Below are 22,082 nucleotides of genomic sequence, written 5' to 3'. Positions count from 1 at the left end.
AATCAGTAGTCGAGGCTAATTGAATAGTCAAGACTAATTGATTTGTGCTCTCGCGGGCGTGGGTGGCCGGTTCAGCGCTCGCTCATGCCCATTCGTAGAGTTTGGCGCCGCTCAGTGGGCGGGTGTTGACCAGGGGCAGGCTGCCTCCCGCGCTTTGTGCATGGCCAAGCGCCTCTGCCGCGTCGTTGAAGCCGATGAAGACCATGGACAGCGTGCGGGTCTTGGGATGGCCCTTCTTGCGATAGGAGAGCTTGACTGCGCAGTGGGGATAGGCCGCGTCCAGCACGGCCCCCTCCGGCAGCGCATCCGACAGAGCGAGATGGGCGCCGAGGCCGAGGAACCGGTCGATGGCGGCAAAGGCGGTCGCTTCCGGCAGCTGCTTGTTCTCGGTCGAGCCAGGCGCACGACCCCAGAACAGGCTGTCAACCACGCCCTTAACCCGCTTCGACTTCACCACCACGAGACCACCGGCTGCGACAAGCTCCAGATGGGCGTCCCAGGTCTGGAAGAGGTCGGGGGTTTGGTGAAGTTCTGTGAGGAGGGGGCGGAGTGCGGCGGTGAGGTCGGCGTAGAGAGCAGGGGGCATGGGCGGGTGTCTCGGCGAGTGTGGGATGGTGTGTGGCGGCCTCGTAGCATGGCGGGGGCGGGGTGGATACGGGGATGGCCAGACTGGCGCACAGCGCAGGCTTCAATCGAGGGGTGCCGAACATCACACGCCCTATGCTTTTGAGAGAAAGCGGCAAGTTTTAGACAGGCGATCGCCTGAAGACGCAGATACGATCTGGCCAATTACGAATCCCTTTTCCGGAACACAGAATTTCGACGGTGTTGATGATCCGCAAAACATTTCTGTCGGCCCTGGCCGGCGCAACATGCCTGCAGCCCAGCATGGCCGGAGCTGCCACGGTTTACATCAACAGTCTGACGCCAATCTATACCGGGTCAGAATATGGATCCGACATCATCGTCCTCAACGACCATCTCCGGCTTGGCACCGTGGGCGTCGATGCGACGCTCACATCCCCTCTCTACATGGAGAATGAAGACGGCACGCTGTCCGTGACAACAGGCTCGACGCTCCGTGTTTCCGATATCTCGCTCAGGCTGAACTATGACCTGACGCTTGGTTCGGCGGTCGACCAGGGGACACTCGTGCTCGGGTCATCCAGTTCGCCTATTCTCATGCCGACGACACCGGCGGAGGCCGCAGACATCACCATTGCCGGCGGGACGGTTGATGCGCTGGACAGCGGATATTTCTACCGGGCTCACTCGACCACCATGGCGGCCGGGACAGAGCTGCTGATGAACGACTTCGCCACCCTTTCGTCCCTCACGGGGACTGGTACGCTGGATGGCCGCGGCAATGACATCGGCATCCATGGCGCGAGCTTTTCCGGCTTGATCGAAAATGTCGGCACGCTCGTTTTCTCCAGCGGCTTCTCCTGGTCGGAATACAGCCAGTCGTCGATGCAGGGCGTGTTCAGCAATGTGGACGTCATCATGATCGGTTCGGGTGTCACCTATTTCGGCGCTGCCCAGACGGTGGACAGTCTGGCCGATGTCTCGGAACTCTATCTGTGGTCGGGCTCATTGCTGAACATGTCGACACTCTCCGGCACGATCAACAACCTCAATGGCGACGGGGATATCGATACGACCGGCTCGCTGACGGTCAATGGTGGTGCGTTCAACGGCAATCTGGATGTCGACGGGACCCTGACCTTTGACGGATATACGCAATGGAGCGGTCTCTTCCTTGGTACGGGGAGCGTGCGGGTTTCCTATAGCGGCGACCTATCCACTTTCAATTCCGATGTCTTTGACAGTGATGTGGCTCTGGAGGTCGATGGGGTCTACAGGGTCAATGCGAGCACGGAAATCGGCGCTCTGACGGGCAGTGGTGCAGTCTTGCTTGCCTCTGCCGATCTGACCGTCGATACGGGCGGAGTCGACAGTCTGTACAATGGCCATACCTTCGGCGACGGTTTCCTGATCAAGGAGGGCGCGGGCGCCCTGACCATCGGCAGTGGTGGTTCTCTTCAGGCCGATACCATTGTGGAGGACGGATCGCTGGTGCTGCAGACATCTGTTCTGACCGGCGATATCGAGAACAATGCCGACCTCATCTTCGATCTTGGCACCACCAATATTGCGTATAATGGCGCGCTCTCCGGCACGGGCGATTTTACCAAGCTTGGCAATGGTACGCTGACACTGACAGGCTCGAACGCCTATTCCGGCAGTTTTTCCGTACTCGACGGTCGTGTCGTCAGCGATACGCTCGGACTTCAGGGAGCCGTCTTCAACCAGGCCGCCGTCACCTTCGACCAGATGGGTACTGGCACTTATGCCTCGACGATGTCGGGCAGCGGATCGCTGAGCAAGACCGGTGCCGGGCAGCTGATCTGGACGGGTATCGGGACTTATACGGGCGCAACCGAGGTTGACGAGGGGCTCCTGACCGTCAACGGCAGTCTTGCCTCCAGCGTCACGGTCGGTTCCGGTGCCGCCCTTGGCGGATCGGGCAGTGTCGGCGCCATCGATGCCCTGTCCGGAGCAACAATTGCACCGGGCAATTCCATCGGCACGCTGACGGTGGCAGGCACTGCCAACTTCGCCGCCGGTTCGATCTATGACGTTGAGGTCAACGGGCTTGGCCAGAGCGACCTGCTCGATGTCGGCGGTGTGCTGACCGTCTCGAGCAGCGCCAGCGTGACCGTCGGGCCGGAAAACGGCACTGATACCGGTATCGATTATGCCTCGCCGATCACCTACACAATTGCGACCGCTTCGGGCGGCGTCAGCGGCACGTTTGGATCGGTGGCCGACAGTTTCGCCTTTCTCGACGCGTCGCTGTCCTATGATCCCAACGCCATCTACCTGACCCTGACCCGCCTCTCGTTTACCGATTCCGCGGGAACGCCGAATGAGGAAGCGGTGGGGGATGCAGTGGACAGCCTGCCGAACGGACCGGTCACGGATGCGCTGCTCGGTGTGACCGACGAGGAGCGGGCCGGGGCACTGCGCGATCTGGCGGGCGAGATCCATGCCTCTCTCGGCCAGGGCCTGTCCGATGCCGCCGGGGTGGAGCGTGACGGGGTTCTCTCGGAGCTTGCCGCACCGGGGCGCGGGCGCTTCTGGAGCGTGGCGCATGGCACGGTCAATCGCTGGCAGACCGACGAGGTTGCCAGCGGCGGCAGCCTTCAGGGCGGCGGGATCACCTTTGGCGGCGATCTCTTCCAGGCGGACACTCTTACGCTCGGCATCATGGCGGGTTATGACAGCCTTGCCATGGACCTGTCGGAAACGCGGGCCGAAGCTGATGTGGAGAGCGTGCATGTTGGTGCCTATGGCGCCTGGAAAGGCGAAGCCATGGCGCTGCGCTTTGGCAGCATCTATTCGAGCCACGCCATCGACACTGCCCGCAACGTTGATGTTTCCACCCTGAACGAGCACCTCACCGCCGATTATCGCGGCGACACGGTGCAGGCCTTTGCCGAACTCTCGACCGATGCAGCCCTCGGCGATGTCTCCATCCAGCCCTTCCTAGGGGCGACTGTCATCCATAGCCAGCAAGAGAGTTTTTCGGAAAGCGGAGGTGCTGCGGCGCTGAGCGGCCGGGCGGAACAAGAGCTTTTCGCCGAAACTTCACTCGGCGTCCGCTTTGACCACACCATGTCGGTCGGCGAACAGGCGCTCCGTCTCTACGGTGCGCTTGGTTTTACCCATGCAATCAGCGAGGACCGCTCCAGTGCCACCCTTGCCTTCGATGGCAGCCAGGATTTCACCGTGCAAGGCAAGGAGGCTACGCGCAATTCCGGTGCGCTGAAACTTGGCCTTGCGACAGAGATTGCCGAAGGCGCCACCTTCGACCTCAATTACGGTGCGCAGATCGCGAGCGGGGATTTTCGGCAGTCGGTGAAAGCGGGGGTGCGGGTGGCGTTTTGAGGGGGGATCTCAGCCGATACCTGGTATCAGATCTATGGGGCTTTCCTCAACGTCATGCTCGGCCTTGTGCCGAGCATCTGCCGTGTCATCCGCACTCTCGACCGTGCCGCCTGTCGCTGACGGCAGCAGATCCTCGGGACTGCGCCCGAGGATGACGACCGTCGAGGCTTTTGGCTAACAGAAAACCCCGCCAGATCGCTCCGGCGGGGTCCGTATTCCCTCAAGCCTCAAGCGCTTAGCCCGCGCTCTTAGAACTCGACAGCGCGATCGCCGTTCTCGTCCTGAATGCGAGTCGGCAGGCCGATCTTGTTGAGCAGATTGATGAAGGGCTTGGGCGGCAGTTCTTCGACGTTCGCCATCTTCTTCACGTCCCATTCGCCAGTCGCGACGAGCATGGCGGCGGCGACCGGGGGGACGCCGGCGGTGTAGCTGATGCCCTGGCTGCCCACTTCGTTATAGGCTTCCTTGTGGTCTGCGACGTTGTAGAGGAAGACGGTCTTTTCCTTGCCGTCCTTGAAGCCCTTCACGTAATCGCCGATGCAGGTCTTGCCTTCGTAGTTGGGGGCAAGCGATGCAGGATCGGGCAGGCAGGCCTTGACGACCTTCAGCGGCACGACTTCGTCGCCGTTTGCCAGCTTCACCGGCTGTTCGGAGAGAAGGCCGATCGATTTCAGCACGGTGAAGACGTTGATGTAGTGATCGCCGAAGCCCATCCAGAAGCGCACGTCGGCGCCGTCCATGTTCTTGGCCAGCGAATGCACTTCGTCATGGCCGCAGAGATAGGCGCGGCGGGTGCCGACGACCGGCAGGTCGTAGTCCTTGCCGATCTCGAACATCTTGTTGACCTTCCATTCGCCGCCCTGCCAGGAATAGACGACGCCGGTGAACTCACGGAAGTTGATTTCCGGGTCGAAATTGGTGGCGAAGTATTTGCCGTGGCTGCCGGCATTGATGTCGACGATGTCAACGTCGGTCACCTTGTCGAGATATTCGTCCTTGGCGAGACGCGCATAGGCATTGACCACGCCCGGATCGAAGCCGGCGCCGAGGATGGCGGTGATGCCCTTTGTCGCGCATTCTTCAGCACGCTTCCACTCGTAGTTTCCGTACCACGGCGGGGTCTCGCAGATCTTGTTCGGCTCTTCATGGATGGCGGTGTCGATATAGGCGACGCCGGTGTCCATGCAGGCGCGCAGCACCGACATGTTGAGGAAGGCGGTGCCGACATTGATGACGATCTCAGTGCCAAGCTTTGTGATCAGAGCCTTGGTGGCCTCGATGTCCAGCGCGTCAAGCGCATGGCCTTCGAGCACGCCCGCCTGCTTCATCGCCTTCTTTTCGTGAACCGAAGCGATGATGGCGTCGCATTTCGACTTGGTGCGCGAGGCGATATGGATGTCGCCAAGCACGTCGTTGTTCTGCGCGCATTTGTGGGCAACAACCTGGGCGACGCCGCCGGCGCCGATGATGAGCACGTTCTTCTTCATAATGGGACCACTCCTTGCGTCCAATCGTCAGAACCTGGGCTTGAAGGATTTCAAGACAGGCTTTGTTCGTAGTCCGTGTAGTCAAACTCACGGACCGTCCTGAGGCTGCCATCCAGTTCGCGGATGGCGATTGCCGGCATTTGCACGCCGTTAAACCAGTTTTTCTTGACCATCGTGTAGCCGGCGGTGTCCTGCAGCGAGATGCGGTCGCCGATGTTCAATTCCTGTTCGAAATTGAATTCGCCGAAGATATCGCCAGCAAGGCAGGACTTGCCGCAGACCTGGTACCGGTGCGGTCCCTGGTTGGGGTGGACCTTCGCGCTTTCCCGGTAGATCAGGAGATCGAGGAGATGCGCTTCGATGGATGAATCCACCACGACAAGGTCCTTGCCGTTGTAAAGCTTGTCGAGCACGGTGACTTCGAGCGTTGTCGACTTGGTGATCGAGGCTTCGCCGGGCTCCAGAAAGACCTGGACGCCGAACTCGCCCGAAAAGCGCTTCAATCGCTCGGCGAATTTTTCCAGCGGATAGTTTTCGCCGGTGAAGTGGATGCCGCCGCCAAGCGAGACCCATTCGGCCTTCTTCAGAAGGGGGCCGAACTTCTGTTCAATATCGCCGAGCATCTTGTCGAAAAGGTCGAAATCGCCGTTTTCGCAGTTGTTGTGGATCATGAAGCCGGAGATCAGGTCCATGACCGGCTCGACCTTGGCGAGATCCCATTCGCCGAGCCGCGAGAAGGGGCGGGCGGGGTCGGCAAGATCGAAGGTCGAGGAGGAGACGCCGGGGTTCAGCCGCAGGCCGCGGATGATGCCTGCGGACTGGCGCTCGAAACGGGTTAGCTGGCCGATCGAGTTGAAGATGATCTTGTCGGCATGGGAAACGACTTCGTCGATCTCGTAATCGGCATAGGCCACGGAATAGGCATGGGTCTCCTTGCCGAAACGCTCATGGCCGAGGCGGACTTCGTTCAGCGAGGAGGAGGTCGTGCCGTCCATGTAATCGCGCATGAAGTCGAAGACCGACCAGGTGGCGAAACATTTGAGCGCCAGGAGCGCCTTTGCGCCGGAGAGTTCGCGCAGCTTGGCGATCTTCTCCATGTTCTGGAGCAGCTTGGATTTATCGATCAGGTAATAGGGAGTCTGGATCAAGGCTTTATCCTTCGTGAACCCAGCCATAGCAGGCGGAAGTGAACGGGACGCCCCGAATGCGTCGGAGGGGGTCCATAGGCAAAAGGGGGGCAAAAGGCAAGCGGAAGCTCTGCCTTTCAGCCGGATGCCAGTGCTGTGCGCCATTTGCGTGAAATCCGCATGACGGGCACATTTCAATCCTTCGACATATCCACTGCGTGCCGGCGTTTGCTCTGCCTTGCAAGGCGCGAATGGCTGCCATGCGCATATCTTTGGCTTTTTTCAGTAAATTGAAATGTATGTCTTGCTATAGGATCGCCAACTGCCATAAATTCATAATCCTCATGCATCTTGATATCCCAACAATTCTTATCCTTCATCCCCTGTCTCTGTTCATTGGTGCCTGCTGTTTCCTGTATATGCGGTGGCGTTCGCGCCGCAGCCGGGGACTGGGCAAGATGGCGGTCGCTTTTCTCATGCTGGGCGGCGGTTCGTTTATGGCGGGCGCGGGTGTGCAGGGGGTTGTTGCCTACGAGACATGGACCCTTCTGAGCTTTGCCTCTGGGCCGATTGCCTATGCACTGTTCTGGATCGGTCTGGTCAATGTCGTGACCGAGAAGGATGCCGGTGCCAATAACTGGATCTATCTGCTGCCCGTCGTGCTGATCGGTTCAGCGCTGGCCACTGGATTTTATCTGATAGACGTTGTTCGTTCCGGCATTTTTCTCGTGGCGATGGCGCTGACCTCTCTGGCCAACGGCTGGCTGGTCTTGTCGGATCCACAGGATGAGCGCCTGACGAGCCGGTATGGCCTGGCCGGTGCGCTGATGTTCAAGACCCTGGTGGCGCTCGTGACGACCTGGGCGATGCTGGATCCCAAGGCGGCTGGGGCCTGGCCCGCGATCAGTTTCCTGTTGTTGATCCTGGATCAGTTTGCCATCGCGATGTTCGTGCTGATCATGGTGCAGGAACGCGCAGAGCAGCGGCTGGTTGCCTTGACCGAAACGGACCGCCTGACCGGCGTCCGCAATCGCCACTGGCTGATGGATCGTCTGCCGCGCGAAGTTGCCGCTGGCAGCGCTTTTGTGGTCATCGACATCGACCACTTCAAGAGCGTCAATGATCAGCATGGTCATCTTGCCGGTGACGAGGTGCTTGTGGCCGTGGCGCAGGCCATGGCGATGCGCAACGGCGCAGATGCACTCTTTGCCCGGTTGGGTGGTGAGGAGTTCGGTCTCTATGTGCCGCACACCACCGAGACGAATGTTCTGGCATGTGTCGAACTTTTGCGCCGGACAATCGAGGCCCTTCCGATAACTCATGAGGCGCGCCCGATTGCGGTGACCATCAGCGCGGGCGTCTCGGTCGCCGATGACGTCATGCCGTTTACCCGGTTGATCGCTCAGGCTGATGAGGCACTGTATGAAGCCAAGCGCGGCGGGCGCAATCGTGTTGTTCTCTTCCATTGCGCCGGCATTACCCCCATGCCGGAGATTGGCGGAGTTCTGGCGGCGGAATAAATCCGACAGCTGTGTGCTGCTGTTGTCCGGCGCCAACCGAACCGCGAAAGGCTGGAAGGGCCTTGTCAGGCCGGGCGGAATTTGATTGGCCTGTGGCACACATCCAATGCTGCCGAGGCCCGCCATGCTGAAAGACTTTTCCCCACAAGCTGCCTTCATGGGCGTGCTGGTTGCCTTTGTCGGTTTTGCCAGTTCGTTCGCCGTCGTTCTGCAGGGGCTGAAAGGCGTCGGAGCCACGGATTATGAGGCGGCGTCCGGATTGATGGCGCTGTCGGTCGCCATGGGCATTTGCGGCATCGTGCTGAGTGTCTGGACGAGGCTGCCGGTCTCCGTTGCCTGGTCGACGCCGGGGGCGGCGCTGATGGCGACGGCAGGCATACCCGTCGGCGGCTTTCCGGCGGCGGTCGGGGCGTTTCTCGTCTGTGCGGGGCTGATCGTGCTGGCTGGTCTGATCAGACCCTTCGGTCGGGCAGTGGCGGCCATTCCGGCACCGATCGCGAACGCGATGCTGGCTGGTGTCATCCTCAATCTGTGTTTTGCGCCGTTCAAGGCTGTCGCGTTTGACGCGGCTCTGGGGCTTCCAATCCTGGTCGTCTGGGCGGTGGTTGCGGCCTTCAAGCGACTTTATGCCGTGCCGGCAGCACTGCTGACCTTCGTTGTTGTCATCGTTTTTGGCGTCGACTTGCCGGAGGGGGCGATGGCGAGTTGGGCGGCTTCCCTTGCGCCGCCGGTGGAACTCGTCTTGCCAGCCGTTACGCTGCCGGCGCTGATCTCGATTGCGCTGCCGCTCTTCATCGTCACCATGGCTTCGCAGAACATTCCGGGCATCGCGATCCTCAAGGTCAACAAATTTAACCCGCAGCCGGGGCCGATGTTTGCGGTGACGGGTGTGTTTTCGGCGCTCTCAGCACCGTTTGGCGGCCATGCGGTAAACCTCGCGGCGATCACGGCGGCGATGTGCGCTGGCGAGGATGCGCATCCCGATCCTGGCAAGCGCTATTGGGCGGCGATCATTGCCGGCATTGGCTATGTGCTGCTTGGCCTTGCCGCCGGTGCCGTCACCGGCTTCGTGTCGCTTGCGCCGCCCATCCTCATCCAGTCGGTTGCGGGGCTTGCGCTGATCGGAGCGTTTTCCGGCTCGGCGGTGGCGGCCTTTCAGGTGCCGGAGACGCGGGAGGCGGCGGCGGTCACCTTCCTGGTCACGGCCTCGGGGATTTCGATCCTCGGGATCTCAGGGGCTTTCTGGGGTTTGATTGCGGGCGTGGCGATGCTGGGGCTGTTGCGGACTGCACGGAAGGGTTGAGCGGTTGCCGTTCTCCATGCTTTGATGCGGCATGGAGTTCGAATTCGATCCTGTGAAAAGCGAGGCGAACAAGGCGAAGCACCGAATCGATTTCGTGGCGGCGCGGGAGTTGTAGTATGATCTCTATGCTGTCGATGCGGATGCCGGACATCCGGCGGAAGCGAGGCGGATCCGAGTAGGTCGGATCGTCGGTGTTTTATGGACAGGTGTGTACGTTCTGCGGAATGGGCGCGTTCGGATCATCTCGGTGCGCCGAGCAAGAATTCAGGAAAGGCGTCGCTATGAAGACAATCAGCGCTGAAGAGTTCGACCGCAAGTTCGATGATGGCGAAGATATCAGCGAATACGTCGACTGGAGCACGGCGACACGTCCCAATCTGGAGCCTGTAGCGTTGACCGTTACCATTATGCGTGGAACCAAACTGAGGCTGGATCGTCGGGCGAAGGAGCTCGGTGTATCCGTGGATTCCCTACTCGAAGATTGGCTGCGCGAAAAACTGGATGCTGCGAGGCCATCCGCTGCCGAATAACACCCTTGCGCGATTCAATTCGTCGCGTTATTCCTCACGCCATGAAGATCAACGGCACGACCATTGCTGCGACTGAGATGACGGCCCGCGCTGCGGCCGGTTTTGTCGCGTCGGTGCCAAACTCGCTTCTTCTTCTCGGCCTTATCCGCGGTTGCCGGGTCCATTGAGGAGCGCCCGGCGGCCGGGTCAGCCGTTTGGCGATTGCTCCTCGAAATCTCCCTTGTAATGCAATTGATCCCTTAAAAAGGGCCCGGGCAGACGTGCCAAAGCTTCGCTGATTTGCTATCAGCCTTGCACGCTGCGGGTAAGAGAAGAGACGAGACCGATGATTTTGAAGACCCATTCCGTCAAGCAGGGCATGCAGGACGCTTCGCAGAAGTACCGCCCGTATCCGCAAATCGATATTGCCGACCGCACCTGGCCATCCAAGGTGATCGACAAGGCGCCGATCTGGTGCTCGGTCGACCTGCGCGACGGCAACCAGTCGCTGGTAAATCCGATGGGCCATGACCGCAAGGCCCGCATGTTCCAGCTCTTGCTCGACATGGGCTTCAAGGAAATCGAAATCGGCTTTCCCTCGGCCTCGCAGACCGATTTCGACTTTGCCCGCTGGTGCGTGGAGGAGGGTGGCGTTCCCGCCGACGTTTCGCTGCAGGTGCTGGTGCAGTGCCGGCCGGAATTGATTACGCGGACGTTTGAGGCGCTGGAAGGTGCGACGAACCCGATCATTCATTTCTACAATTCCACATCCGAGCTGCAGCGCCGCGTGGTCTTTGGCAAGGACGTCGCTGGCATAAAGCAGATTGCCGTCGATGCCGCCAAGATGATCATGGATATGGCAGCGAAGGCCGGTGGCGGCTATCGCTTCGAATATTCACCCGAAAGCTTCACTGGGACCGAGCTGGACGTGGCGCTGGAGATCTGCAACGCCGTGATCGCCGAAGTGAAGCCGACGGCGGAGAACAAGCTGATCCTCAATCTGCCGTCCACCGTCGAGATGTCGACGCCGAACATCTATGCCGACCAGATCGAATGGATGTGCCGCAACATCGACAACCGCGAAAACGTCATCATCTCATTGCATCCGCATAACGACCGGGGCACCGGCATTGCCGCGACCGAACTCGGTCTGATGGCAGGTGCCGACCGTGTCGAAGGCACACTGTTCGGCAATGGCGAGCGCACCGGCAATGTCGACATCGTGACGCTGGCGCTGAACATGTATACGCAAGGGGTCGATCCGGAATTGGACTGCTCCGACATCGAGCGGATCAAGGCCGTCTACGAATATTCGAACGAAATGGTCATTCCCGAGCGCCATCCTTACGTTGGCGAACTGGTCTATACGGCCTTCTCCGGCTCGCACCAGGATGCGATCAACAAGGGCATGAAGGCGATCAGGCAAGCGAATTCGCCGATCTGGGAAGTGCCTTATCTGCCGATCGATCCGCAGGATGTCGGCCGCACCTATGAGGCAATCATCCGTATCAACTCGCAGTCGGGCAAGGGCGGCATCGCCTATATCCTGCAGGAAGACTACGGTATCAACCTGCCCCGGAACCTGCAGATCGAGTTTCGCGAGGACATTCAGCGGATCACGGACGAGGAAGGCAAGGAACTGCCGTCGAAAAAGATCTACGAGCGCTTCATCGAGCGCTACGTCGACCAGACAGGCGCGCGGATCAAGTTCGTCGATCACCACACCTATCCGGATACCGAGAAGAAGGGCATCCGGATCGTCGCTGCCGAGATCACCGACAAGGGTGAGACGAAGCGGATCGAAGGCAAGGGGACAGGGCCGATCGATGGGTTCGTCGATGCGCTGTCGACCTATCTCGGCATTGATCTCTCCGTGCAGGACTATTCCGAGCACTCGTTGCAGCACGGCTCCAACGCGGCGGCGATCGCCTATGTCGAGATGGCGCATCAGGGCGGCAAGCTGTTCGGGGCTGGCATCAACACCAATATCGTGACGGCTTCGCTGGAAGCAATTGTGTCTGCGGCCAACCGTGTGCTCGACGAGCAGGCGAAGGCCTGATAGCCATGACACTCTTCGCCGAGGAACGACACCTTTCCTCGGCGAAGCCACCCCTGGTCCTGCTGCATGGTTTCGGCGGGATCGGGGCGCTCTGGCGGCCGGTTACCGACCGGCTCTTTGCTGAGCAACCACTTCTCATTTACGACCTTCCCGGGCATGGACGCTCACTGGAGAGCGAGGGCATCCGCCACGCGGGCGTGATGGCCAAGGCCATTCTGGCTGATCTCGAAAAGCGTGATATTGGACGCTTCCATCTCTGCGGTCATTCCCTGGGCGGAGCGGTCGCAAGCCTCATCGCAGGCAGGGCGGGGACCCGCGTGTCGTCGCTGACACTGCTGTCTCCAGGTGGGTTTGGGCCTGAGATCAATGCTGTCGCTTTGCGGCGCTATGGGCTCGCAGAAACGGTTGCAGAGCTCAGTGGTGCCATTATTGGCATGATGGCGCCCGGTTTCGAGCCATGCAAGAGCGATCTGGGCCGGCTCGCAGACGCCCGGCATAGGCCCGGCGCGACGGATCGATTGATGCAGATTCTGGCCTCCTTCCTGGTCGAACGTGATGGAGGGGTGGGGCAGGGCACCCTGCCGCTTGCTGCCTTCACAGACCTCGATGTTCCAACACGGATCGTCTGGGGCCTGGAGGATCCGATCCTGCCGGTTCTGCAGGCGGAGCATGCATGGGATGGGGCAGAGATCATCCGGATTGCCGGTGTCGGCCACATGCTGATTGAAGAGGCACCAGGCGTGGTTGCGGCGGTTCTCGGCAAGGCGCTTTCTAGCGGGTGATATCCGCCGGGATCAGAGGCCGTGCAGTCTCTCGCTGTGGTCCAGCACGAGCGGTGCGTCTTCGCTTTCGATCCGGTAGCGCTGCCAGTCGAGCTGCCAGTTCCCGGCTTCGCCGTCGATCTGAAACAGATTGAAGCCAGCGGCCGGCTTTTTGGCGCCGGGGCCCTGGCTTGCCGAGGCAATGCCGATGACTGGCACTTTCTTCTCACGGTCATTCAACCAATAGAGCGTGTTCAGATGGGTGTGGCCGTGCAGCACGAGCTCACAGCCACCGGTGCGGATGGCGGCAGCGAAGCGGCGGATGCCGATCATGCGCTTGTGGCGGGCGGCGGCACCGCGGATTGGCGGGTGATGGATCATCACGACGCGGAACAGCCCCTCTTCACCGGCGGCCTTCAGCAGATTGGCCGTCTCGCGCGCCTGACGGCCGCTGAAATAGCCAGAGGCGGAAAAGGGCGGCGTGGCAATCGAGGTGGAGCAGCCGATCAGCGCGACCGGGCCACGGCGGCGGATATAGGGAAAAAGCTTGTGTCCCTCGTGATAGATCAGGGGATCGTCGTCGCCGCGGACATAGTCGTACCAGGCATGCATGGCCCGGTCATGAGCGCCGGGCACATAGGCGTCGTGATTGCCCGGCACGACGGAGGTGTCGAGCGGCGCACCGGCTTCCTTCAACCATTCGGCAACAAGGCTGATTTCGAGGCGCGAGGCGAGATTGACGAGATCGCCGGTGATGGCCAGGTGATCGGGCGACTGGGCGCGCAATCCCTCCAGAACCATATCGAGCGCATGCGGGAAAAGATGCTTGCGACGATTGCGATGCCAGTTCAGATAGCCGGTGATCCGTTTCGAGGCCAGCTCCCGGATGGTCAGGTTCGGCAGAGGACCGAGATGGACGTCGGATATGTGGGCGAGTTTGAACATGGCGTTGTCTTAAACGGGCAGGAAATGAGGGGCAAGGGAAATGAAACCAGCCAAGGATGACATTGGTTCAAGGCTTGGATGGCCAAAACGGTTCCTTGTCCGTTTGCTGCATATCTATTTCGCCCTCAGCCGTGGCATGACACTCGGCGTCCGGGCCGCCTGTTTTGATGCGGAGGGTCGCGTTTTCCTCGTGCGGCATACCTATGTTCCGGGCTGGCATCTGCCGGGTGGTGGGGTCGAGCGCGGCGAAACGGCGCTTGATGCGCTCACCAAGGAGTTGCGCGAGGAGGGCAATCTGGTGATGACGGCGGCCCCCTTGCTCTTCCAGGTCTATTTCAACCATGCGATCAGCGGGCGGGACCATGTGCTGCTTTACCGGGTTGCCGTGCAGCAGACGGCTATCCGTCCGCCGGACCGGGAAATCGCCGAGGCTGGGTTTTTCAGCCTCAGTGATCTGCCGGCGGACACGACGGCGGCAACCCGGCAAAGGCTGGCGGAGCTTGCGGGGCTCGCCGCGCCGGCCGGATACTGGTCCTGATCAGGCGCTCAGCACGTCGCGGCCATGCGGGGCATTCAGATCAAGCTGCGGGCCAACGGGCACGACGCCGGTCGGATTGATCGTGCCATGGCTGCGATAGTAGTGGTGCTTGATGTGGCGCATCTCCACCGTCTCCGCCACGCCCGGCACCTGATAGAGGTCGCGCAGGTAGGCCGAGAGGGCCGGGTAATCGGCGATGCGGCGAATGTTGCACTTGAAGTGGCCGACATAAACAGGGTCGAAGCGCAGCAGCGTGGTGAAGAGGCGCCAGTCGGCTTCCGTTTGGCTGTTGCCGAAGAGGTAACGCTGATTGGTCAGCCGCTCTTCCAGCCAATCAAGCGTTTCGAACAGCGGATAGACGGCACTTTCGTAAGCGTCCTGGGTCGTGGCGAAGCCGGCCTTGTAGACCCCGTTGTTGACCGTGTCGTAGATGCGGGCATTGACGGCGTCGATCTCGGCACGCAGTGCTTCGGGATAAAAATCGAGGGTCGAGCCGGTCAGGCCGTTGAAGGCCGTGTTGAACATGCGGATGATCTCGGAGGACTCGTTCGAGACAATGGTGCCTTCCTGCTTGTCCCAGAGAACCGGCACGGTGACACGGCCGCTGAAGCCGGGATCTGCACGGGTATAAACCTGCCAGAGGAAATCCGAGCCGAAGAGATGATCGGCGGTTGCGCCATCGCGATCATGGAATTCCCAGCCATTTTCCAGCATCAGCGGATCGACGACGGAGACCGTGATCAGGTCTTCGAGCCCCTTGAGGGCGCGGAAGATCAGGGTGCGATGCGCCCAGGGGCAGGCATAGGACACATAGAGATGATAGCGCCCGGCCTCGGCCTTGAAGCCTGCCTTGCCCGATGGGCCGGCTGCGCCATCGGCCGTCAGCCAGTTGCGAAAACTGGAATCGGCACGCTTGAAATGCCCTGATGTCGCTTTCGTATCATACCAGACGTCATGCCAGACGCCGTCTACGAGCTTGCCCACGGTGATATCCTTCCTGATATTTGCTTGTCGTGGAAAATACGGCGCTGCCCGCAGAATGCGAGGGGCGATCGGATGAACACTGCGTTTTCCGTTGGACGGGTGGAAAATTTGCTGCTATCGAAACCCACCGAAAACGAAAGAAAGCCCTGATGACCAACCCACGGAACTTGCGACGACGCTGATGCTCATGGACGCGACACACGCGTCTTCGTGAACCCTATTGCTGTCTGTCTGCTGGTTTTGGTCATCCATGTTGAACTCCGGGCTTGTCTACCTCACTGAGGATGCGTCGCACGACGCGATTATCGAACTCATCAACGAAGAAGCTTTCGGCCCTGGCCGGCATACGCGTGCAGCAGCCCGCATTCGCGAGCAGGGGCCGCATGATCGCTCGCTCTCGTTCATCTGCGCCGATCGCGGCGAGACAATCGCTTCGGTGCGGATGACGCCTGTCATGGCGGGTGATGTGAAGGCACATCTGCTCGGGCCGCTTGCGGTCCGGCCCAGCCACAAGAACATGGGTATCGGCCGCGAACTGGTGCGGATCGCGATCGAGGCGGCCCGCCGCAAAGGTTCCGACGGGGTGATCCTGGTTGGCGACCCGCCGTATTACATGCCGCTCGGCTTCGAGAAAGTCGCGTGGAAGGCGCTGGAGTTTCCAGGCCCCGTCGATCCCGGTCGTGTGCTGATCGTCCCGCTTGGCGCGGATGTGCATCAGAGGTTGAAGGGCGTGATCGCCTGGCGGGATTGTCAGGTTCAGAGCCTGGCTGAGATTGATGCCGACGCACCGGTCAAGGTCTATGCATCGGCTTGAGCCTTTACCGCGCAGCGCTTAGCGCCGCCGAACGGGCGGCGTGATCTCACGTACCAAGTGTTGGAGGCTGCGCTGATCATGGGTGTTCGTCTTGTCGAAAATGGCGGCGAGTTGCGATTTGACCGTGCCGTCGGACACGCCTTGCGCCTCCGAAATCTCTGCCCTCGATAAACCGTCCGCCACATAACCCACCACACGTCGCTCGGCCCCGGTCAGCGCAAACAGGGCCGCAATCGCATCGATGGCGGATTGCACGACGGTGCCCGCTGCGGCGATGAACACGGCCGCTGCCGCGCGACTTTCGAAGCGCTCGCGATTGATCCGGTTCTGCAGGGGAAGGACATGAGCGACGGCCGGATTGCTGCTCGACCCCAGCGGCACATCGATGCCAGCAGCCCCGAGTGCCACTTCATCCCGGACGCCGAGCCCGACCGTCTTCACCAGGGCGGCCTGGGCATAGGGATGGCGGGCGATCAGCTTGCCGGTGCGTTGCTCGATGACTGCCTGATCGCGCAACCTGTCCTCGGCCGCCGCATTGGCAAACAGGATCGACATGTCGTCGGCGACGATGACCACGGCCTGATCGAGCGCGCCGATGACATCGCGCAGCACGGCGTTTTCCGTGCGCTCCATTTCCAGCATGTCGTTGATGGTCACGGCGCGGCGAATATGGGGGCCGAGAAGGGCCACAAGATTGAAGACGCGCCGGTCCGTCGGTTCATATTGAACGGAAATGTTGATGGTTCCGACGCGGGTCGGACGTTTCAGCACGGCCATGTCGATCGAGTTCAAAATCTTGTAGGGCGCATGGAAGTTGCGATAGAGGGCGCCATTCTTCCACACGGCCTCACCGTCATGGCCATAGAGGTTGAACATGCGTTCCAGCGTGTCGGGTTCGTCGATCGCCATGCGATGCAAGAGGTGAAAAAACGGCACGTCCCTGGCATGCTCGATCAGCGCCCTGATGGCTTCGGGATCGTCGCAGGCCACCTGGGCCAGGCGGGCGGCCCGGGTGTTGGTGTCGAAGACCGCAAGCGTGGTCAGGAAGCCGTTGGCCTGACGGTTGATCAGAGACAGCGCCCGCGTCCAGAGGCTCTCGCTCGCCACGCAATCGTAAATGCTGCCGATCAGATCGGATAAATCCCGTTCCATCTGCCCTCTCCCGTTTTCTTCGGTGCCCGGATCAGTCGAGGTTTTGCGGCATGGGTGAGGATGCCCATGACCGGAACGATAACACAGAGTTGTAATTTTCAAATCATCCCCCGCACGGGAGATGGCGGGCGAAACTCTATCCGTACAGTCGCCACCACGGGTCGGGACCGCGGCGTTCGACGCCCGGTTTGATCTGTGTTGAGGCAATGTTTGGAGGCAATTTCAATATGATACCGAGAACAATCTTGCTGGCGGTCGCAATGCTGCTGGCGGGTGTGCCGTCTTTTGCGGCGGCCATCAAAAATGACTTTCTGGGCGAGGTGCGGCAGGCCAATGCCCGCTTCGTCAGTGTCGCCCAAGCCGTCAAGGAAGGCTATGCGCCTATTCCGTGTACCAGTGGCATCGATGGCGGAGCCATGGGCATCCACTACGTGAACGAAAAGCTGATCGCCGATGAGGCGCTCGATATCGCAAAGCCAGAGGCCGTCATGTACGAGCCCGACGATAGCGGCCAGCTGCATCTGGTAGCGGTGGAATACATCACCACCAAGGGACCTGCGGCGCTGGGCGGTCAGCTGTTCAGTCTGACCAATGCACCAAACCGGTACGGCTTGCCGGCCTTTTACGAACTGCATGTCTGGGCCTGGCGGGATAATCCCAAGGGAACGTTCGCAGACATGAACCCGCGTGTCAGCTGCAACAACGCGCACTGACGATCGAACCTCTTCCATCAAGGAGACTGAAATGCCGCAATTTGTCATTGAACGCACGATACCGGGCCTCGGCGACCTCGACGCCGAAACGCTGAAGGCGATTTCGGCCAAATCGAACGCAGTGGTCGCCTCCCTTGGCGAGCCGTATCACTGGATCACGAGCTATGTCACAGGTGACAAGATGTACTGTGTCCACGAGGCGGAAAGCGCCGATGTGGTCTATCGGCACGCGAAAGAGGGAGGTTTCCCGGCGGACCGCGTCACCGAGGTCAAGACGCTGATCGGTCCGCAGACCGGCCGTTGATGTATGTTTCTCCCGTGGCCATGGAACACGAGGCCATGGCTGCGGGAGGAAACGTTTGCCTGCTGACCGCTGTTTGTCGGGATGATGGAACCAATCGCTCGGCCAGCCCTTCTGCTGTTTCGTGACGTCCTACAGCTCGCGTTAAAACGGCGAGCATCATGCTGAAACAGACAGGAGACTGACATGTTGAAATTCATCGGTGGTACGATCGGCGCAATTTTTCTGATCGGACTGATCGTCGTTGTCCTGTTTTTCAAGCTGATCTTCTGAGCGAATAACCGCCTCGAAAGCGCATTAAGCGCCTGAGCAATTTAGTCGAAACGTTTGATCATCCAGCTGATTTCGAGACCTGCTGTGAAATTTTCGATCCGCCCAAAGGTTGTGTAGCCGGCGCGTTCATACGCGCGTCGGGCATCCGGGTTGATGGTGTCGATATAGGCGCCGATACAGCCGCGCGCTTTTGCTTCGTCTTCCGCTGTCGCCAGCAACTGGCCTGCTAGACGCTGCCCACGCAAGCGCTCGGGCACGAACAGCATCTCGACATAGAGCCAGCCCCGACCTGTATAGCCCACGAGCCCGCCATCAACAGTCTCGTCGTCATCCACGAGCGGAATGAAGATGTCGCGGCGATCCGTGGGGCCGAGCAACGTCTCGTTATGGGCCTTGAGGCCGGCGAGGATCGTGTCACGGGCAGCGTCGGGGACGGTGTCGAAGAGGGAGAGGGGCGGGGTCATGAGGGCTAAGACTAGGCGAGGGTGGATGGTTTGTCGAGGTGTTGGCTCAGGCTTCTGTACCCTGCTGCTCGATGGGCCGAACCGATAACCGTAGACCCATGCTCTTGAGCAGGGCGTTCAGGCTTTTCAGTTCCGGATTGCCCTTTTCGGATAGGGTTCGATAGAGCTGGGTTGGGTTGAGTTCTGCGGACTTTGCCACAGCCGCGACGCCCCCAAAGGCCTTCGCCATCTGTCTCAATGTAACGAGTAGTTCTCCCTGGTCGCCATCGGCAAGGATCGCGTCCAGCGTCGCTGCTGCCAATTCTGGGTCTTCACGGAAGAGGCTTGCCATCGCGTCGTCGTGGGGCTGGTCCTTCATCTGCATTCCTGTTCAGTTATGGCGGCTTGACCAGTCGAGCCAATACGAGGTGGCCCGTTCGATGTCGTGGTCCTGGCTCCGTTTCGTCCCTGCACACAAGAGCAACACTACAGTCTTTCCAGACCTCGCATAGTAGATGCGGTAGCCCGGTCCAGTATCGATCCGCAGCTCGCAGACGCCATTCTGCAGGGCCTTGAAATCCCCGAAGTTGCCCTGTTCCAACCGGTTCAGTCGACGGACGATCGCGACTTCGCCGATCGGATCACGGAGGTCGCGCAGCCAATCGAGAAGAGGATTTCGACCATTACGATCAATATAGTGCCTTATATCTAGCATGATCGCGCCTTCGTTTAAAGACGAATTTAGTCGCCAGAGTTCTCTGAGGGCTCCAATTGCCGCACGAAGCGGCGACCGTCAAAATCCGCAAATACAACACCATGCAAGGGAAGACCGGCTGAAACGAGCGTCGATTTAGTCCCGTCTTCGCAACTTGCCATTTCCCGGATTTGGTATGCGGTCGCCCTGCCATTCGGACATTGGTACAGAAACCGACTGATTGATCTCAGTATCAAACCGATCCGTCGTCGGACACAAACGTCACGGCCTGTCCGCAAGACGAGCAGGCCAAAACAACCATTGAAGACATTAGGATTTTTCTGAACAATTCGCGGCCTCCGCATCAGGCTGAAACATGACCGCTGTCTGTCCTGCTTGCAACTGCAGGACGAGGTCCGGTTCATTTGTATGGCACCCTACCGCCCCTCACGCCACCACATGGCCGAAACCGCCAGGAGCAGGATGCCCAGGCCACCAAAGCCGGCAAACAGCGGCAGCGTGTTGACGCCCTTCAGAACCGTTTCGTCTGTCAACCTGATCAGCATTCGGCGGTCATCGGCGACGCGGACTTCGCCGCGCACCGGCAGAATGTCGGGCAGGCGGATGCCGTTATTGCCGTCGTCGAGGCGGGCGGTGAGGCCCTTTGAGTTCGCGGAGATCGGCATTAGGCTCTCCGTTGTCGAGACCATGGCGCGGAATTCCGGCGCGTCGACGGCACCGACATGCACGAGGGTGGTGAAGTTGCCATTGGTGACGGTGAAGAGGCCTGTTTCGGTCATGCGGCGCTCGCCGCGATAGAGACCGGGTTGGATTTCCGAGAGGGCCAAAGTCTGGGTTTCGCCCGAGGGGGCAGTGATCGTTGCTTCGCCGGGGGCATCACCGATGGTCTGGCGGGTCACTTCAAGCGCGCGACCGACGGCGCGGGCCTTCAGCGCTTCTTCCTCCAGCTCCGGTTCCTTCATCAGCCAATGGGCGATGCGGCGATAGAGCGAGACATGCGGGCCGCCGCCTTCAAAGCCGCGGGCCCAGAGCCAGCCCTGATCGGAGAGCAGCATGGCAACGCGGCCTTGGTCGGCGCGGTTCAGCACCAAGAGCGGGCGGTCGCCATCGGCCGTCATCACCGTTTCGCCGGCTTCACCCGTCACCTCGACACTGCGGAACCAGCGTCCCCATTGCGGCGGCTCGGCGGCAGAGCCATCCAAGCCACGGGTAACCGGGTGGCGCTTGCCCTGATCGGAGAGGCGCGGGAAGAAGCCGGCCTGATGCACTTCGCCAGTTGGTGTCGCCGGAAGAACGGAGGCCAGCGGCGTCAATGCGATGGAATCCTGCCCGGCATGTTCGGGACCGGCTGCGATCAGAAGCGCGCCGCCGTTTTTCACATATTCGGCGATGTAGTCGTAATAGAGGATCGGCAACACGCCGCGATGCTGGTAGCGGTCGAAGATGATCAGGTCGAAATCGTTGATTTTTTCTACAAAGAGTTCGCGGGTCGGGAAGGCGATCAGCGACAGCTCGTTGATCGGGGTGCCGTCCTGCTTCTCCGGCGGGCGCAGAATGGTGAAGTGTACAAGATCAACCGAGGCATCGGACTTCAGCAGGTTGCGCCAGGCGCGCTCACCGGCATGCGGCTCGCCGGAGACGAGCAGCACACGCAGGTTCTGGCGGATGCCCTCGATCAGGTGGATGGCGCGATTGTTGACGTCGGTGACTTCGCCCGGCGTGCCGGCGACGGAAAATTCCAGCACGTTATTGCCCCCGCGCGGCACGCGGAAGGCAAAGGACGTTTCGGCGCCGGGGGTGGCTGGCACTGTGCCAAGATCCTCGCCATTCATCTTGACCGAGACATCTGCCGGCTGGCTCGAGGCGGTGCCATCGTCGAAGACGCGGAAGGTGAGTTCCTGTTCCTCATCGACAATCCCGAAGCGCGGGGCGCGTATGATCTCGATGCGGCGGTCGAACTCTCCGGCCTTGCCGGTGACAAGCGCGTGAAGCGGCGCCTCGAAGCCGAGCTTCTGGCCTTCGCCCGGAAGGTCATGCACCTGGCCATCGGTGACGAAGATCGCGCCGCCAATGCGGGCAGGCGGCACGTCGGTGGTCGCTGCCGTAAGCGCCTCGAAAAGCTTGGTGGAGGGCGTATCGGTATCGCCGGGATCGGCGACTTCGACAATGCGCGGTTCGAGGTTGGGGAAGCGGGCGAGGCGTTCGCGCAGGCCTTCAAGGGCCTTATCCGTCTGGGTCGCGCGGCCGGCGATCTCCTGGCTCTGGCTGCGGTCGACGATGACGGGGACGATGGTCGTCAGCGGTTCGCGTTCTTCCTGCATCAGCAGCGGATTGGCGAGCGCTGCCAGCACAGCAAACGAGGCGCCTAGGCGGATCGCGGTGCCGCGCACGCCGCGCAGGAAACCGAGGCCGGAGATGGCGATGGCAAGCACGGCCAGCACGGCGATGATGGCCCAGGGGATGAAGGGCGAAAATTCGATCGTCATC

At 60.6% G+C, this 22,082-nt stretch carries 21 protein-coding genes; 10 read left to right on the top strand and 11 right to left on the bottom strand.

What is annotated here, in order from left to right:
- Positions 1 to 82 precede the first annotated feature (82 nt).
- The gene (locus IP76_RS08520) at positions 83 to 586 is read right to left on the bottom strand and encodes a hypothetical protein (RefSeq protein ID WP_054157774.1); all 504 of its coding nucleotides are present in this window, start codon (positions 584 to 586) and stop codon (positions 83 to 85) included.
- Positions 587 to 831: 245 nt separating this feature from the next.
- On the opposite strand from IP76_RS08520, the gene IP76_RS08515 reads away from it, so the two are divergent.
- On the top strand, positions 832 to 3,951 hold the full coding sequence (locus IP76_RS08515) for an autotransporter domain-containing protein (protein WP_054157773.1): 3,120 nt from the start codon (positions 832 to 834) through the stop codon (positions 3,949 to 3,951).
- Positions 3,952 to 4,199: 248 nt separating this feature from the next.
- On the opposite strand, the gene IP76_RS08510 is transcribed toward IP76_RS08515, so the two are convergent.
- The 3 genes from IP76_RS08510 to IP76_RS23280 form a co-directional block, all read right to left on the bottom strand.
- Complete coding sequence (locus IP76_RS08510; RefSeq protein ID WP_054157772.1) at positions 4,200 to 5,438, bottom strand: saccharopine dehydrogenase family protein; 1,239 nt, start codon at positions 5,436 to 5,438, stop codon at positions 4,200 to 4,202.
- Between the two features lie 50 nt (positions 5,439 to 5,488).
- Positions 5,489 to 6,586, bottom strand: a complete 1,098-nt coding sequence (locus tag IP76_RS08505; RefSeq protein WP_054157771.1) for a carboxynorspermidine decarboxylase — start codon at positions 6,584 to 6,586, stop codon at positions 5,489 to 5,491.
- Between the two features lie 173 nt (positions 6,587 to 6,759).
- A complete protein-coding gene (locus IP76_RS23280) occupies positions 6,760 to 6,945 on the bottom strand; it encodes a hypothetical protein (protein WP_197278320.1) in 186 nt (61 codons plus the stop codon).
- Positions 6,946 to 7,023: 78 nt separating this feature from the next.
- Here IP76_RS23280 and IP76_RS08500 point away from each other — a divergent pair, with 78 nt between their 5' ends.
- The 5 genes from IP76_RS08500 (at position 7,024) to IP76_RS08475 (ending at position 12,738) form a co-directional block, all read left to right on the top strand.
- Positions 7,024 to 8,085, top strand: coding sequence for a GGDEF domain-containing protein (locus tag IP76_RS08500; protein WP_197278319.1), 1,062 nt, complete (start codon positions 7,024 to 7,026; stop codon positions 8,083 to 8,085).
- 124 nt (positions 8,086 to 8,209) lie between these two features.
- Positions 8,210 to 9,388 (top strand): benzoate/H(+) symporter BenE family transporter, encoded by a 1,179-nt coding sequence (locus IP76_RS08495; protein WP_054157769.1) that lies wholly within the window; start codon positions 8,210 to 8,212, stop codon positions 9,386 to 9,388.
- A 281-nt stretch (positions 9,389 to 9,669) separates the two neighbouring features.
- Positions 9,670 to 9,918: a CopG family antitoxin gene (locus tag IP76_RS08485; protein ID WP_054157768.1), complete on the top strand. Its 249-nt coding sequence runs from the start codon at positions 9,670 to 9,672 to the stop codon at positions 9,916 to 9,918.
- Between the two features lie 325 nt (positions 9,919 to 10,243).
- Entirely contained in the window at positions 10,244 to 11,956 is a 1,713-nt protein-coding gene (leuA, locus tag IP76_RS08480; RefSeq protein ID WP_054157767.1) for a 2-isopropylmalate synthase, read from the top strand.
- Positions 11,957 to 11,961: 5 nt separating this feature from the next.
- Complete coding sequence (locus tag IP76_RS08475; protein ID WP_054157766.1) at positions 11,962 to 12,738, top strand: alpha/beta fold hydrolase; 777 nt, start codon at positions 11,962 to 11,964, stop codon at positions 12,736 to 12,738.
- Between the two features lie 12 nt (positions 12,739 to 12,750).
- Here the strand turns inward: IP76_RS08475 and IP76_RS08470 are convergent, their stop codons facing one another.
- On the bottom strand, positions 12,751 to 13,662 hold the full coding sequence (locus tag IP76_RS08470) for a metallophosphoesterase (RefSeq protein ID WP_054157765.1): 912 nt from the start codon (positions 13,660 to 13,662) through the stop codon (positions 12,751 to 12,753).
- 40 nt (positions 13,663 to 13,702) lie between these two features.
- Between IP76_RS08470 and IP76_RS08465 the strand changes: the two genes are divergently transcribed.
- Positions 13,703 to 14,200: an NUDIX domain-containing protein gene (locus tag IP76_RS08465; protein WP_054157764.1), complete on the top strand. Its 498-nt coding sequence runs from the start codon at positions 13,703 to 13,705 to the stop codon at positions 14,198 to 14,200.
- Here IP76_RS08465 and IP76_RS08460 read toward each other — a convergent pair whose 3' ends face one another.
- Positions 14,201 to 15,184 (bottom strand): glutathione S-transferase family protein, encoded by a 984-nt coding sequence (locus tag IP76_RS08460; RefSeq protein ID WP_054157763.1) that lies wholly within the window; start codon positions 15,182 to 15,184, stop codon positions 14,201 to 14,203. It abuts the gene before it with no gap.
- 250 nt (positions 15,185 to 15,434) lie between these two features.
- On the opposite strand from IP76_RS08460, the gene IP76_RS08455 reads away from it, so the two are divergent.
- Positions 15,435 to 15,998 (top strand): GNAT family N-acetyltransferase, encoded by a 564-nt coding sequence (locus tag IP76_RS08455; protein ID WP_054157762.1) that lies wholly within the window; start codon positions 15,435 to 15,437, stop codon positions 15,996 to 15,998.
- An 18-nt stretch (positions 15,999 to 16,016) separates the two neighbouring features.
- Here the strand turns inward: IP76_RS08455 and IP76_RS08450 are convergent, their stop codons facing one another.
- Positions 16,017 to 17,150, bottom strand: coding sequence for a helix-turn-helix transcriptional regulator (locus IP76_RS08450; RefSeq protein ID WP_054157761.1), 1,134 nt, complete (start codon positions 17,148 to 17,150; stop codon positions 16,017 to 16,019).
- 260 nt (positions 17,151 to 17,410) lie between these two features.
- On the opposite strand from IP76_RS08450, the gene IP76_RS08445 reads away from it, so the two are divergent.
- Positions 17,411 to 17,863: a hypothetical protein gene (locus IP76_RS08445; RefSeq protein WP_082352465.1), complete on the top strand. Its 453-nt coding sequence runs from the start codon at positions 17,411 to 17,413 to the stop codon at positions 17,861 to 17,863.
- Positions 17,864 to 17,894: 31 nt separating this feature from the next.
- Positions 17,895 to 18,167 (top strand): DUF4242 domain-containing protein, encoded by a 273-nt coding sequence (locus IP76_RS08440; protein ID WP_054157760.1) that lies wholly within the window; start codon positions 17,895 to 17,897, stop codon positions 18,165 to 18,167.
- A gap of 311 nt (positions 18,168 to 18,478) precedes the next feature.
- On the opposite strand, the gene IP76_RS08435 is transcribed toward IP76_RS08440, so the two are convergent.
- From IP76_RS08435 to IP76_RS08420, 4 genes are all read right to left on the bottom strand, one after another.
- Entirely contained in the window at positions 18,479 to 18,901 is a 423-nt protein-coding gene (locus IP76_RS08435; protein WP_082352461.1) for a GNAT family N-acetyltransferase, read from the bottom strand.
- A 46-nt stretch (positions 18,902 to 18,947) separates the two neighbouring features.
- On the bottom strand, positions 18,948 to 19,259 hold the full coding sequence (locus tag IP76_RS08430; RefSeq protein WP_054157805.1) for a DNA-binding protein: 312 nt from the start codon (positions 19,257 to 19,259) through the stop codon (positions 18,948 to 18,950).
- Positions 19,260 to 19,271: 12 nt separating this feature from the next.
- Entirely contained in the window at positions 19,272 to 19,595 is a 324-nt protein-coding gene (locus tag IP76_RS08425; RefSeq protein WP_054157759.1) for a type II toxin-antitoxin system RelE/ParE family toxin, read from the bottom strand.
- Positions 19,596 to 20,011: 416 nt separating this feature from the next.
- Positions 20,012 to 22,081, bottom strand: coding sequence for a hypothetical protein (locus tag IP76_RS08420; protein WP_054157804.1), 2,070 nt, complete (start codon positions 22,079 to 22,081; stop codon positions 20,012 to 20,014).
- Position 22,082 lies beyond the last annotated feature (1 nt).

The sequence above is a fragment of the Rhizobium sp. AAP43 genome (genome assembly GCF_001296045.1).
Taxonomy (GTDB): domain Bacteria; phylum Pseudomonadota; class Alphaproteobacteria; order Rhizobiales; family Rhizobiaceae; genus Allorhizobium.
This window is presented reverse-complemented; position numbering and strand designations above follow the sequence as displayed.

Bases quoted from the DNA above. Each gene is read 5' to 3' on its own strand.
- IP76_RS23280 (WP_197278320.1), bottom strand. From the start codon at position 6,945: ATGAAGGATAAGAATTGTTGGGATATCAAGATGCATGAGGATTATGAA.
- IP76_RS08440 (WP_054157760.1), top strand. From the start codon at position 17,895: ATGCCGCAATTTGTCATTGAACGCACGATACCGGGCCTCGGCGACCTC.
- leuA (WP_054157767.1), top strand. From the start codon at position 10,244: ATGATTTTGAAGACCCATTCCGTCAAGCAGGGCATGCAGGACGCTTCG.
- IP76_RS08420 (WP_054157804.1), bottom strand. From the start codon at position 22,081: ATGACGATCGAATTTTCGCCCTTCATCCCCTGGGCCATCATCGCCGTG.
- IP76_RS08495 (WP_054157769.1), top strand. From the start codon at position 8,210: ATGCTGAAAGACTTTTCCCCACAAGCTGCCTTCATGGGCGTGCTGGTT.
- IP76_RS08510 (WP_054157772.1), bottom strand. From the start codon at position 5,438: ATGAAGAAGAACGTGCTCATCATCGGCGCCGGCGGCGTCGCCCAGGTT.
- IP76_RS08470 (WP_054157765.1), bottom strand. From the start codon at position 13,662: ATGTTCAAACTCGCCCACATATCCGACGTCCATCTCGGTCCTCTGCCG.
- IP76_RS08475 (WP_054157766.1), top strand. From the start codon at position 11,962: ATGACACTCTTCGCCGAGGAACGACACCTTTCCTCGGCGAAGCCACCC.
- IP76_RS08455 (WP_054157762.1), top strand. From the start codon at position 15,435: ATGTTGAACTCCGGGCTTGTCTACCTCACTGAGGATGCGTCGCACGAC.
- IP76_RS08445 (WP_082352465.1), top strand. From the start codon at position 17,411: ATGCTGCTGGCGGGTGTGCCGTCTTTTGCGGCGGCCATCAAAAATGAC.
- IP76_RS08450 (WP_054157761.1), bottom strand. From the start codon at position 17,150: ATGGAACGGGATTTATCCGATCTGATCGGCAGCATTTACGATTGCGTG.
- IP76_RS08430 (WP_054157805.1), bottom strand. From the start codon at position 19,259: ATGAAGGACCAGCCCCACGACGACGCGATGGCAAGCCTCTTCCGTGAA.
- IP76_RS08465 (WP_054157764.1), top strand. From the start codon at position 13,703: ATGAAACCAGCCAAGGATGACATTGGTTCAAGGCTTGGATGGCCAAAA.
- IP76_RS08520 (WP_054157774.1), bottom strand. From the start codon at position 586: ATGCCCCCTGCTCTCTACGCCGACCTCACCGCCGCACTCCGCCCCCTC.
- IP76_RS08425 (WP_054157759.1), bottom strand. From the start codon at position 19,595: ATGCTAGATATAAGGCACTATATTGATCGTAATGGTCGAAATCCTCTT.
- IP76_RS08485 (WP_054157768.1), top strand. From the start codon at position 9,670: ATGAAGACAATCAGCGCTGAAGAGTTCGACCGCAAGTTCGATGATGGC.
- IP76_RS08500 (WP_197278319.1), top strand. From the start codon at position 7,024: ATGGCGGTCGCTTTTCTCATGCTGGGCGGCGGTTCGTTTATGGCGGGC.
- IP76_RS08435 (WP_082352461.1), bottom strand. From the start codon at position 18,901: ATGACCCCGCCCCTCTCCCTCTTCGACACCGTCCCCGACGCTGCCCGT.
- IP76_RS08515 (WP_054157773.1), top strand. From the start codon at position 832: ATGATCCGCAAAACATTTCTGTCGGCCCTGGCCGGCGCAACATGCCTG.